Below are 12,702 nucleotides of genomic sequence, written 5' to 3'. Positions count from 1 at the left end.
CCCACCATCGATCTGTATCCTTTGTTGTGAACAGCACAGAAAAATTTCTAGCCATTTTTCTGTGCTTCTAATAGTTCCCAGCGCTCAAAGGCAACCTCTAATGCAGCTTCTGTTTCTTTCAGATCTTTTTTAACCTGTTGAATTTTTGCCTTAGATTTAGAAAAAAAATGGCTATCGTTTAACTGGGTTTGCAGTACGCCAATTTGAGCTTCGAGTTGCTCCAACTTTTCGGGAAGTTGGTCCAATTCTCTCTGTAGCTGGTAGCTGAATTTTTTGGGCTGATGTTTGGCCGTGTGGGTGCTACTTTTTAGCACTGATTTCTTTGCTATTGTATTTTTTTTCGTCACTAAAGCCTCTGGCTCCACCTGACGCATAGGCCTAGCTGCTGCACGCTGCTGATGGGCATCATAATAGCCACCAACAAAGCTGCTGATTTGACCGTTTCCTGAGAAAATCCAACATTCCGTGACTGAGTTATCGACAAACTGGCGATCATGACTGACTAACAGCACTGTGCCCCGATAGCTATTCACCATTTCTTCCAACAATTCTAATGTCTCTACATCTAAATCATTGGTTGGTTCATCTAAAATCAATAGGTTGCTGGGTTTTAAAAATAATTTAGCCAATAATAAACGGTTACGTTCGCCTCCCGACAAGGCTTTAACCGGTGTCATCGCACGTTTAGGCTGGAACAAGAAATCTTGCAGATAACCCAACACATGACGCGGCCGCCCATTGACTATCACGTCTTGTTGCCCTTCAGCTAGGTTGTCCATCACCGTACGTTCTGGATCGAGTTCAGCACGATGCTGATCGAAATAGGCTACTTCCAGTTTGGTGCCACAATGTATTTTACCATGATCCGCTTTAAGCTGCCCCAGCATGAGTTTCAATAAGGTCGTTTTACCACAACCATTGGATCCAACTAAGGCAATTTTATCGCCACGTTGTACTTGTGCGCTAAAATCCTGTACAAGAATTTTACTGTCAATTTGATAATGCACTTTTTCTAAATCAAAAACAATTTTGCCGGAACGCACCGTTTCTTCTACCTGTACCCTGGCGGTTCCCATCACTTCACGACGTTGTGACCGCTCAGCCCTTAAAGCTTTTAACGCGCGCACTCGACCTTCATTACGAGTACGGCGTGCTTTAATACCTTGACGGATCCAAACTTCTTCTTGCGCTAATTTGCGATCAAATTCTGCATTTTGAAATTCTTCAACCCGTAACGCTTCTTCTTTACTGGCAAGATAACATTGATAATCACCTGGCCACGAGACTAACTTACCCCGATCAAGATCGACGATACGCGTCGCCATAGTGCGGATAAAAGAGCGATCATGGGAAATAAACACCATACTACCTTGAAATTCCTTTAGGAAGTTCTCTAACCAGTTGATGGTTTCAATATCAAGATGATTAGTTGGTTCATCAAGTAATAATACCTGTGGTGAGCTAACTAATGCACGACCCAGTGCCGCTTTACGTAACCAGCCGCCGGATAATGACGACAGAGGTACATCGGCTGATAAACCAAGTTGTTCCAATACGTCATGAATACGGCTATCCAATTGCCACAGATCTTGATGATCAATAATTGCCTGAAATGCAGCCAGGCAATTAAGATTTTTCTCGCTGGGATCCTGCTCTACCTGCTGTAGAGCCACGTGATAAGCACGCAAATGTTCAGATTGCTCCTGCACGCCTTCAGCGACGAAATCAAATACTGTGCCATCCACATTACGCGGTGGATCTTGTTGCAAACGTGCTACTCGCAAATCCTGTTCATAAATGATACGCCCGTCATCCAACGTCACTTCTTTACTCAAAATTTTGAGTAAAGTGGATTTCCCTGCACCATTACGCCCTACCAAACAGACGCGCTCATTCGGTTCAATATGCAATTCAGTATGATCTAATAGCGGAGCGTCGCTGAACGACAACCAGGCATTAGAGACGCTAATTAATGACATAGTTTCTATTCTTCCTTACTGGTGTGCGTTAGCAACCAACAGTGATGTATCTGGCGATGACGCTCAAAATCGGTCGATTGTGTCTGTACACTAATGTCTTTCGCTACCAGCCCAAGTGCTTCTATTCCCATCAAGTCCATTTGAAAGCCACGTTTATTATTAGAAAACATAATGGTTCCATTAGTACGCAATAATCGCTTAAGCGAGTTTATCAAGCACAAATGATCACGCTGTACATCAAAAGTGGTTTCCATACGTTTGGAATTGGAAAAAGTTGGCGGATCGACAAAGATAATATCAAACTGCCCACGACTACTATTTAGCCAAGACAAACAATCTGCTTGAATCAAACGATGCTGTTGACCGTTTAATCTGTTGGCTTGCAAATTTTTCTCCGCCCATTGTAAATAGGTACGTGACATATCTAGCGTCGTAGTGCTCCGTGCGCCGCCCAAACCTGCATGAACCGTTGCCGTGCCCGTATAAGCGAATAGGTTGAGAAAATCTTTTCCTTGACTCATTTTGCCAAGCATTTGGCGGGCAATGCGGTGATCAAGAAACAATCCAGTATCGAGATAATCGGTCAAATTAACCCATAATTTAGCGTTATATTCATTGACTAAAAAAAACTCGCCTTGCTGTGCCAACTTTTCGTATTGCTTCTTCCCTTTCTGCCGTTCACGGGTTTTCAGTATTAGTTGATTGGATGGTAACTCCAACACCGCTAGAGTTGCATTTATCACATCAAATAACCGTTTCCGTGCTTTTTTTTCATCAATTGTTTTTGGGGCGGCGTACTCTTGTACAACAATTTTACTGCCATAACGATCTACTGCCACATTGTATTCTGGCAAATCAGCATCATACAGGCGATAACATTCGATCCCCTGTTGTTGCGCCCACTTTTCCAATTTACGCTTATTTTTACGCAGGCGATTGGCAAAGTCTTCAGCGATATGTATGCCGCGAGTACAATGTCGAGTCGCGGACAACTGATAGTTTTTTTGTATACAATCCAGTGCGCCGTTTTTGGTTTTAAACTCGCGTTCGGCACGCAGTTGTAAACAACTCAGTAAACCAGGTGAAGCACTAAACAGGGATAAACGCCAACCGCCGAAGGCAGTCTTCATTACACGTCCGAGCAAATTATGCAACGCAATCAACGCTGGTTCACTTTCTAGTCGTTCACCATAAGGTGGGTTACTAATAATATTGCCGACAACACCTTGCGGTAAAGGGTTAACCAGCTTGCTGATATCATGAGTATTAAAGGTTATTAACTCAGCAACCCCTGCCCGAACAGCATTAATGCCTGCGATCTCAATCATCCGTGGGTCACTATCAGAGCCAAAGAAACACGAACCTGCCCGCTGTAAACCAGCAGTAAACCGCATTTGCGCTTCTCTGATCAGTTGATGCCATAACTCCTTATTAAAAACCTGCCAAGCGCTAAAACCCCAATGCTGACGATATAGCCCGGGCGCCCGATCTGCAGCCATCATGGCCGCTTCGATCAAAAAAGTACCAGAGCCACATAGGGGATCAACCACGGGTGTACCTGATTGCCAACCAGAACGTAGAATAATCGCGGCTGCCAAATTTTCTTTAAGTGGTGCCTGACCCGCTAGCTCACGATAACCACGTTGGTGTAGCGCATCACCACTAAGATCCAGCGCTATACTGACCGTATTACGCTGTAAAAAAACATGAATACGGATATCTGGCTGTTGTTTAGCCACTGAGGGGCGTTGTTTTGTTTTACTGACAAAACTGTCGACAATGGCATCTTTTACTTTTAACGCACCATATTGGCTATTACGGATTCTGTCATTAACGCCACTAAAATGCACCAAAAATGTCTTATCGACTGAAAAGATAGTCGACCAATCAATAGATTGCACGCCAAGATACAGATCCTGATCATTATTGGCACTAAATTCATTGAGTGGTAACAAAATGCGTGAAGCTAAGCGGCTCCACAGTAGACTTTGGTACAACACCCGATCGTCACCCTGAAAATGCACTCCACACTGTACTAACTTACAGTTGCTAGCGCCCAGCATTTCAAGTTCGTTTTTGAGCAGTTCTTCAAGACCGCGCGCGGTGCTGGCAAACAGTTTATTGAAAAATCGGGGATCCATACCGTACTATCACCTTCGATAAAATAAGTAGCCACAAAATAAAATAACCCATTAAAAACAAATAAATAAAATATTTTCGCCTAAATTACAGGCAACAAAAAAAGATAAAACACAACTTTTCAGTCACTATTTATCAATCAGTTACCTCTTCATTTTGACCTATTATTTACACCATTGTACGTTAATATTACCGTTGTTTGCCTGATAAAAAAGAATTTTATTAGGCAACAGACATAAGGTTAGACGTAACATTCATGTTGTGGAAAAAACAGGAGTAAACGCCTGGCAAGACGCCGCTTGCCCCCCATCTACGGAATAATAGGATGTGCTGTCTGTTACATAGCCTGTGAGCCTTTTGAATGCTTGGGTAAATCGCTAACAGGATGCGCAAGGTTATGTTAGCCAACAAGTTGGGAAAAGAGTGAGGGACTTATTCTGCCCATCAGTGGGCAATGCTAAATCCGTTATATATTTCATACTTATCCTGAAGAGCGATATTTTATATCAGTCCATTCTTATTTCCGTTAATTTATGTGGTTATTTGTCATCTATTTTATATAAAACTTTGGATGACAAAAAACGTCATCCTACATACAGTAAAATTCATAGGAGGGTATTGATCTTAATCAGGCTATTTTTATACTGGCTGCGTTTTTCATAGTCAACGCCATCACAGGTGATATTCATGCAAGAAATCGGATTTGCTGTGACAGAGACTCCCTTCTCTCCCCAGTAGAAGCACTCTTCTAAAGAGCATCGTCACGTAATAGAAAATAGATTATCATGTAACAAATAACGATAATTGCTGAGATGATTTAAAAATGAGTTTAGCCCATCGCCTCCACGATATATCCGATCCTATTTGGAGCCAACTGGAACCTCATCTGCCGGGAAAAAAAGGCACCGGTGTTGGTATAGCTCGAGATAACCGGCAATGTATTAATGCGGTGTTCTGGATAGTGAGAACCGGCGCCCCCTGGCGTGATTTATCGCCTGATTAGGGTGGTTGGAAGAATACGCATCGCCGTTTTTATCGCTGCTGTACAAATACGATGCCTTGCTCTATGGCTCAAAATTTCATGACGACACTATATAATATAAAAAATATTTACCCACAAAATTCAGCATACAATGCAATGCAGAGTTCGTGTCACATAATAGGCTTAGAAAGAAGCCTTGATTAAAAACACCAGATGGTAAACGGGTCCACCTGGTGTCAATAATTAAGTGCTTTTTAAAAAATACCGGTTATTACTGCTTCTCAATTTCTGGTTTCTTAGCCCGATAGCCGATTACCATACTGTAATCACCCCAGGTGGGTATGGGATCGAGTACCTTGAAACCAGTATCTTTAAGTACAGTCGTTATATAACCTATAGAAAGTTGTTGTCCCTCTGTCCAATATTGCAACAACATGTTATATCCAGCTGCAGCAGAGGGTGCTGCTGAAACTTGATTCCAGAACATCTCATGTATAATGATTATGCCATCACCGACTAGGCTTTTATAACTGTGCTGTATAATCTGTTCAATGTCAGTAAATGCCCAATTATGCAACACATTGGAATAAAAATGGATATCAGCCTCTACGCTGTAAAATGGATTTTCCTTCCCTGAGATATTTTTTCCGGCAGAGTCAATCACTGTGATCTTCTTTTCAAGACCATACTCTTTAATCGCATTTTTGCATCCTTCAGCAAAGCCATAAGTACAGGCTTGAAGATGTGGATAACGCTTGACGGCACTGATAGCCCCAGTAGCAGTGTGATTGCAAATATCTAACAGCCTGTGATACGGGGTCAAAATTATTTTCCCTACCCAGCTACTGTCAGCCCCTAAACGTAACGAATGCATGGCTTTTTCCGCTAATTCGGGTATTTGATTTTCTTCATCTTTTATATCTTCTTTTTTTACAAGATCTAATTCGTACGCATTTTTTGCCTGTGGTTTATTTGCCATGATAGCAGCCATCAAACCATCTATAGAGAAACTCTTCCTGGTTCTCCACATGAAATCGAAGGCATGACCAAAATAGTGAGGACTGTTTTCATTAAGATATTCTAGAGCCATATCGGTTAACATGTAGCCATGGCCATCTGATTTAACTAATCCTGCTACTTGTGTAACAGATAAAATAGATTTGAGAGGCCTCGATTCAAATTCCTTATCCATTTTTTTTATGTTTTTTTGAATATTTTCTATAGGTTGAAACTCTCTAGAATATTTAGCAAGATATTTAAAAATACCTAATTCGTGTGCAATAAGCACTGTAGGGCCAATATACAGACCCATGACAATATTTACCATGGGTTGATTATTATACACAGGTGGCACCATCTCTTTTATAGTCATTTTAAAACCTCTAATTAATTATTATTAAATAAGTTAATAGGTGATTTTGTGATCTAATATGGATAATTTTATAGGCTTGATATAATGGGATCGTTCATCAATTTAAATATATCTATTTTATTATTCAGCATTACAAATAAAATTTATTCGTCAATGATAGATAAATATTTTGCCCTGCATAATGTAGCAAAATATGGATAAAATTATTAAACTATTTACTGTTATTCCATTAACGATTTTACTCTGTTTGAAATTTATTATATCTCCCTATATATAACCATCACTGATATTCGGTGTCGCTTTATCTTCCGCCTGTTCACTGACCGATAGCAAGAGCACCCCAGCCATATTCCAGGATCTCCAGCACATTGGTGGTGTTAGTCGTCGCTGAAATTGGATTTTAGCCAGCTTTCTAAATAAAATTCTGAATTTGTATTATTTTTTTTGATGTATAGGGCTTGGCTATGTTGAAGTATGATGCTGTGTTTACCGGTTGAATTCACTCTATAATTTTTTTAGAGAAATATTGTAGTAATAAACAACGGTATATTATTTTTGACAAGTGCTATTTTTATTCATAACAAGGATGATGGAATATGGTTAAGGAACAACTCGTAAAGCATGGGTTTGCTCATTATCACCTGGATATCGATTGTGAAAAAAAAGAAAAAGAAGAAATTTCAGCTGAATTTAATATGTTAGCGTTAGATAACTATGCCCCTGAAAATGTTGCCCGCTTTAGACGATATGGCAGTGCACTACTATTGCCTTGGTTTAATGAGCCAGAAATACTATGGATCCCGACGATACAAGATGAAAACGGAAACCATTTATCAGGCTATGATCAAGGAAATAACAACCCTGAGCATGGTAATATGCGATATTTTCATTCTCTGAGTAAAAACATCAAAAACAATCACTTTTTAAAAAAAATAATTATTAATAATTTTAACGATACATTCAATCTAAAAACACATTATTTACCGATATATATTGGTGTACATTTCATTAAAATAGAATGCAGTGATAACACAAAGCCTGGGATAAGCTCACCAAATTGCTTCCATCAAGATGGCCAAGATGGCCAAGGCTGCCTCCTAAGGTCGGCGACGTGAAGTAGTCTGTTATCTCTTGATTTTTTTGAAGAAACGGTGTTATCTATTAGCCGGTCCCGTTACTCGTTCAGCTAAGGTGTTATGCCTAAAAATATCTGTCACTCACATCAAACAGCGCATACCAAAATGGTGAAGCAGACCTTGAAAGAGGTTGCTAAAGCCTTAGCCATGCCTTATCAGAAAACGCATCAGGCCTTTACTGGCGGAGATAATCTTTTCATTACAGAGACGTTTTGGGAAATATTCTGGGCTCGCTTTCCCGCAGAGTCTGCAATGAATGCGGTCTATTTTTGCCCGGAGTGTCGGTCGTTTGATCTAGAACACCCGTGATGCTTGAGCTGAAAGATGAACCGTAAACTGCGTCATCCTTTTCAGGTCGGTCATGCGTGGTGGAATTACTATTGTGCTCATGCGGATAAAATACGGCCGGTGGTGGTCGATAATCTGATTAAACTGTTTTCCTGCGGAACATCGGCGCTGGGGTTTGCCAGCTGGCGCTGTCAAAAGGCAGGCTGTACGCACACCAAACGGATTTGCTTTACCTGCCACAGCCGTTCATGCCCTTCCTGTGGTAAGAAAGCCACAGAGCGGTGGGTGGCCAAACAGCGCACGGTGCTTCCCATCACAAAATGGCAACACATTACGTTCACTTTTCCCCGTGAGTTCTGGCCGTTGTTTGAGCTAAATCGTGCGCTGTTAACGCATCTCAGTCGTCTCGCTGCCAAGGTTATTTTAGATTTTTGCCAGCCAAAAAACCTATTGCCTGGCCTATTCACGGCGTTGCATACGCATGGGCGAGCGCTGAATTGGCATCCTCATGTGCATCTTTCGGTGACCTGTGGCGGACTCGATGACAATGCCGAAAAATGGAAAAAAATCACGTTTAGCGGAAAAACGTTGATGAAACAGTGGCGTTATCAGATTATCACACTACTTCGTCAACAGTGGGATACCTTGCAATTACCACCGGAGTTATCACAAACCCTCACGAGGCTGGGTCAACGGGAGCAGTTTCTGGATTTCCATTACCAACGGCATTGGAATATCGACCTGGCAAAGCCGACAGACAATGCCCAGCAAACGCTCAATTATTTAGGCCGTTATTTAAAAAAGCCTCCGGTGTCGTTATCCCGGCTGGAACATTATAACGGCCAGGAAGTGACCTATCGCTACCTCAGTCATAAAACCCGAGAGCAAGAAAAACTTAACCTCAGTATGGACGAGTTTATTCAGCGTTTTATTAGCCACATTCCGGATAAACATTTTAGGATGGTCCGCTATTATGGTTTTTTAGCGCCCCGCCGTCGGACTACACTGCTGCCGATTATAGATGCTTTGTTGGGGCAGGAAAAAGAAAAAACCGTCAACATCACTTATGCGGCAATGTTAAAACGCCTAAGTCGTATTGACCCTCATGAGTGCATCCTGTGTGGCTCTCGTTTGGTGCTAAGCGGTATCACATCAGGCTTGCCGTGGCATCAGTTAATGCTTCACCATGAATCTCTGGCAAAAATGAAGGGGATTTAGCCTCTGCAGGGAAGGGGCGCCTCGCGTTCGAAAATGCTGGTTTTTTAAACGAAAATGACCCTATTATCACCCGGGACTCTCTACGTTAAGGAGAATAACCCTAAAGTTTGAAAATAATATCGTTTATTTTTTGATCCAATTCTGTTTTTGACAATAAAACCAAATTATTAAAATTCCTATCTATGAACCTTTCACTTTTGCTCATTTAATCTCCAGAAAGGAAAATACAGCGGGAGGAATAAACTTTATCGGTAAAGTTTCAGCTAAAAATAAGCGACTGGAGGAGGTAGACAAGCAAGAAATTTTAAATGAATTCACATTGCATGAGTTTCTTGATAGCTTTGCTGTTTGCGATGAAGCCGTCAGCCACTATGTATCACCAATATATAAAATTAAAGATTCCAATGGGAAAGCAGAACGGTGTATAATTTTGATTGATTACTCAAAAACCAAACAGGACATATAATGTTGGGATCATTATTTTCCATAGTAACAATCGGAGCCTTATTGATGCTGGGCTTTGCCACCGGAAAGCTGCTAAAAGACGCCAGTAAAAAATTTATTACCAGGCAGATGGCTCATTTCGTTATGCTTCTGCTTTTAATGATGGGTATTGAATTTGGTGAAATTTTCACTTCTCCCCGCATCGGGGGGAGTATCGTGTTACACGCTTTACTATTTTCATTCATCATATCCGTCACGACATTTTTTATTTTGTTGAGGAAGCCAAGCAAAGCAATGGGGCTAAAAATAAAAAATACAGGAAAATATTTTATGGATCCTGTTATAAGCTGTGTTAAAGCGATAAGTTTCTTTTTAATCGGTGTCTTTATCTATTATATCAGCAAAATAAAATTAGCCGACTATAACTTATCGAGTGCTTATGTTTTATATTTTGTAATATATCTTGTCGGCATTGATCTTGTAAGCATTAATCTAAAAAAAATAAGTCTACACCACCTCAAGTTGCCATTTTTGACGATAATAGCAACAATCATCAGTGCATTTATATTCTCGCTACTGACAAAACACTTATTTATAGAGTCGCTGGCTTTATCAGCTGGCTATGGGTGGTTTTCTCTTTCAGGTGCAATGGTAGGCAATATCCTTGGAGAAGATCATGGGAGCCTTGCTTTCATGGTTGATTTATTCAGAGAATTTTTCAGCATATTTTTATTATATATCTTTGGCAGCCATTATCCTCATAGTGCTATCGGCGTATCAGGTGCAGCCGCATTAGATTCTGCGCTCCCGTTTGTAAAAGAAAACTGTGACGAAGAAAGTATAAAGTATGCAATTGTCAGCGGTTTAATACTGACAATATTAGCCCCTTTCTTTATTTTTATTTTTAGTTGAGGAGTAGGAATTTAAAAAATTTCCTTCACAGTAAAATGAGCATATATTTATTCTGCTGACCCGGTAGAATACTGTCGTTATTACAGAACAATTTTTGTATAAAAAACACTCATTCCTAAATACAAGGCGCAACTTTCCTGTAGAAGCTAAATCCCTTTCATTTTTCCAGAGATCCATGATGATTTATTAACTGATGTTACACAGCAGCCCCGTAAAATGAGATAATATTCGATATTATATCTCACCTCCCAAGATGAATTTTACGGAATAAAATCTAAAGAACTTGAACTCTATAGGTAATGATTTTTTGATTGCAAACAGTGGTCAGGCAACAAGTCTAATGCACCCAGTGCTGTCTCACCCCGCCCGATCAGTGTTGCAGCAAGTCGAAGTGCCACTGCCTAATCGGCTACAGGAACGTCACGTCTTCGAAGACAAAACTTTACCCCCTGATATTTTATTTCTCGGTGACAGACACAACCATGATGAGAAATGTTTTTCATCAGGCCAGCTATATCACCCCCTTTCAGCCCTGACCCCGCTTTTTTATGATTGACCGTGCAATGCAGGCACTTTATCTGCTGACCATGAAACCTCTCTCGGAAACCAAAGCAGGCCCACATTCTTATGGGTTTCGGGCAGGAAGAGCTACAGCAGACGCTATCGAGCAATGTTTCAATATTTTCTCGAAAGTCAATGCTGCTAGATGGGTATTGGAGGCGATATAGCTGTGCAATTTAATTTTGATTAGCACTCAAATATGAGCCACCCGTAGATTTACTCCTCAATGTACCCGTTAGGCAATCAAAATTAAATTGCACAGCTATATTCGTTAACATACAAGCATATGAAGATTGTAATCGCCACGTAACGCCGAATTCACACCACGCAGCAGGTTATTCAAGAGCTCAAAAACCTGTTAAAAATCTCTTGTGCTCGCTGATACTTCGTCAAAAATGCTCATTTTCTCCCTTTTGTGTATACAAAGAGTAGACGGCGCGTTTTTGCCTATTTTTTCCTCTTCCCAATACAGCGAAAAGATTGGGAACCGGCTCTAATGTAAAATAACCTTTAACAAAGGTCATAATTGCCGGTTAACCTTAATCGCTGTACGAGGTATAATCCACCGATTCCTATTGTTTTGAGCTGGTTATGGAGCTGATTCGCGGTATACACAATGTTCGGGCATGTCACCATGGTTGTGTGCTGACTATTGGTAACTTTGATGGTGTCCATCGTGGGCACAAGGCGTTGTTACAGCAGTTAAAACACGAAGGCCAGCGTCTAGGGTTACCAGTGATGGTAATGATATTTGAACCGCAGCCATTGGAACTTCTCGCCGGAGAAAAAGCTCCCGCTCGTTTAACTCCTTTGCGTGATAAAATCAAGTATTTAGCGCAAACGGGGGTAGATTATTTATTATGTGTCAAATTTGATTCCTTCTTCGCTGCTATCAGTGCACGCATTTTTATTACAGAGTTACTGGTAGAGAAATTGGGCATTAAATTTTTGACTGTTGGCGATGATTTTCGCTTTGGCGCCGATCGTCGAGGGGATGTTAAATTGTTGCAACAAGCAGGGGCAGAATTTGCTTTTGATGTTATCAACACCAGCAGTTTTTGCGATTGTGGTTTACGCATCAGCAGTACTGCTATCCGGCAGGCATTGCAAAATGCTGATCTTGCTTTGGCGACAGCCTTGCTCGGTCGTCCTTACAGTGTTTCTGGACGTGTGGTTCGTGGCGATCAGGTGGGACGAACATTAGGTTTCCCTACGGCAAATGTGCCGTTAAAACGTCTAGCTGCTCCGGTTAAAGGGGTCTACGTGGTTAATGTCCATGGCTTGAGTCACGAACCTTTGCCTGCTGTTGCTAATATTGGTACCCGCCCAACAGTGGCTGGGATCCATCAACAACTTGAAGTTCACCTGTTAACAGATTTTTTGCGCGACCCTAATCTATCATGTGAAGGTAAAATGCTCGGCACACGGCACACGAAAAGAACTCAGGTGCATGAAAATGGTGAGCGTTATACTCCACAGAGTTCACATCACAGAATAGCTTTGGCGAAAGGTTTAACGATGGACTGTTATGGGTGCCGCATTGAGGTGGTGCTACTCACAAAATTACGCGATGAACGTCGTTTTGTTTCACTTAATGCTTTACAACAGCAAATTGCCAATGATGTGCTGGTAGCTCGGAAATTTTTCGAGTTGGAGACACAGATTTAATAT

The 12,702-nt window shown here is 41.1% G+C and carries 10 protein-coding genes and 1 pseudogene; 7 read left to right on the top strand and 4 right to left on the bottom strand.

All coding sequences use genetic code 11. The annotated features are described in order from the left end of the window. Positions 1 to 47: 47 nt before the first annotated feature. Positions 48 to 1,979, bottom strand: coding sequence for an ABC transporter ATP-binding protein (locus tag AAHH42_RS07415; protein WP_072549752.1), 1,932 nt, complete (start codon positions 1,977 to 1,979; stop codon positions 48 to 50). A 5-nt stretch (positions 1,980 to 1,984) separates the two neighbouring features. Then, the gene (gene rlmKL, locus AAHH42_RS07410) at positions 1,985 to 4,120 is read right to left on the bottom strand and encodes a bifunctional 23S rRNA (guanine(2069)-N(7))-methyltransferase RlmK/23S rRNA (guanine(2445)-N(2))-methyltransferase RlmL (RefSeq protein WP_342221975.1); all 2,136 of its coding nucleotides are present in this window, start codon (positions 4,118 to 4,120) and stop codon (positions 1,985 to 1,987) included. Between the two features lie 821 nt (positions 4,121 to 4,941). On the opposite strand from rlmKL, the pseudogene AAHH42_RS07405 reads away from it, so the two are divergent. Continuing rightward, positions 4,942 to 5,118, top strand: a pseudogene (locus AAHH42_RS07405) (transposase); the annotation flags it as partial. Between the two features lie 253 nt (positions 5,119 to 5,371). On the opposite strand, the gene AAHH42_RS07400 reads toward AAHH42_RS07405, so the two are convergent. Then, complete coding sequence (locus tag AAHH42_RS07400; protein WP_072549751.1) at positions 5,372 to 6,472, bottom strand: methyltransferase; 1,101 nt, start codon at positions 6,470 to 6,472, stop codon at positions 5,372 to 5,374. Positions 6,473 to 7,068: 596 nt separating this feature from the next. On the opposite strand from AAHH42_RS07400, the gene AAHH42_RS07395 reads away from it, so the two are divergent. From AAHH42_RS07395 to AAHH42_RS07375, 5 genes are all read left to right on the top strand, one after another. Next, entirely contained in the window at positions 7,069 to 7,587 is a 519-nt protein-coding gene (locus tag AAHH42_RS07395; RefSeq protein WP_342221974.1) for a 2OG-Fe dioxygenase family protein, read from the top strand. A gap of 81 nt (positions 7,588 to 7,668) precedes the next feature. Beyond that, entirely contained in the window at positions 7,669 to 7,917 is a 249-nt protein-coding gene (locus AAHH42_RS07390) for a hypothetical protein (protein ID WP_342220947.1), read from the top strand. Between the two features lie 15 nt (positions 7,918 to 7,932). Next, on the top strand, positions 7,933 to 9,114 hold the full coding sequence (locus tag AAHH42_RS07385; RefSeq protein ID WP_342221419.1) for an IS91 family transposase: 1,182 nt from the start codon (positions 7,933 to 7,935) through the stop codon (positions 9,112 to 9,114). A gap of 163 nt (positions 9,115 to 9,277) precedes the next feature. Continuing rightward, positions 9,278 to 9,580 (top strand): 2OG-Fe dioxygenase family protein, encoded by a 303-nt coding sequence (locus tag AAHH42_RS07380; RefSeq protein WP_342222035.1) that lies wholly within the window; start codon positions 9,278 to 9,280, stop codon positions 9,578 to 9,580. Further along, entirely contained in the window at positions 9,580 to 10,470 is an 891-nt protein-coding gene (locus tag AAHH42_RS07375; protein WP_342221973.1) for a lysine exporter LysO family protein, read from the top strand. The genes AAHH42_RS07380 and AAHH42_RS07375 overlap by 1 nt, the downstream gene beginning before the upstream one ends. Positions 10,471 to 10,890: 420 nt before the next feature. Here AAHH42_RS07375 and AAHH42_RS14800 read toward each other — a convergent pair whose 3' ends face one another. Continuing rightward, positions 10,891 to 10,950, bottom strand: coding sequence for a hypothetical protein (locus AAHH42_RS14800; protein ID WP_420836463.1), 60 nt, complete (start codon positions 10,948 to 10,950; stop codon positions 10,891 to 10,893). 672 nt (positions 10,951 to 11,622) lie between these two features. On the opposite strand from AAHH42_RS14800, the gene ribF reads away from it, so the two are divergent. Beyond that, on the top strand, positions 11,623 to 12,699 hold the full coding sequence (gene ribF / locus AAHH42_RS07370; protein WP_072549749.1) for a bifunctional riboflavin kinase/FAD synthetase: 1,077 nt from the start codon (positions 11,623 to 11,625) through the stop codon (positions 12,697 to 12,699). The last annotated feature ends 3 nt before the right edge of the window (positions 12,700 to 12,702 follow it).

It is taken from the genome of Candidatus Fukatsuia endosymbiont of Tuberolachnus salignus (assembly GCF_964030845.1).
GTDB classification, from domain to species: Bacteria; Pseudomonadota; Gammaproteobacteria; order Enterobacterales; family Enterobacteriaceae; genus Fukatsuia; species Fukatsuia symbiotica.
Note: the sequence above shows the minus strand (reverse complement) of the source record. Positions and strands in the feature narration are given on the sequence as shown.

Bases quoted from the DNA above. Each gene is read 5' to 3' on its own strand.
- AAHH42_RS07415 (WP_072549752.1), bottom strand. From the start codon at position 1,979: ATGTCATTAATTAGCGTCTCTAATGCCTGGTTGTCGTTCAGCGACGCT.
- rlmKL (WP_342221975.1), bottom strand. From the start codon at position 4,120: ATGGATCCCCGATTTTTCAATAAACTGTTTGCCAGCACCGCGCGCGGT.
- AAHH42_RS07400 (WP_072549751.1), bottom strand. From the start codon at position 6,472: ATGACTATAAAAGAGATGGTGCCACCTGTGTATAATAATCAACCCATG.
- AAHH42_RS07395 (WP_342221974.1), top strand. From the start codon at position 7,069: ATGGTTAAGGAACAACTCGTAAAGCATGGGTTTGCTCATTATCACCTG.
- AAHH42_RS07390 (WP_342220947.1), top strand. From the start codon at position 7,669: ATGCCTAAAAATATCTGTCACTCACATCAAACAGCGCATACCAAAATG.
- AAHH42_RS07385 (WP_342221419.1), top strand. From the start codon at position 7,933: ATGAACCGTAAACTGCGTCATCCTTTTCAGGTCGGTCATGCGTGGTGG.
- AAHH42_RS07375 (WP_342221973.1), top strand. From the start codon at position 9,580: ATGTTGGGATCATTATTTTCCATAGTAACAATCGGAGCCTTATTGATG.
- ribF (WP_072549749.1), top strand. From the start codon at position 11,623: ATGGAGCTGATTCGCGGTATACACAATGTTCGGGCATGTCACCATGGT.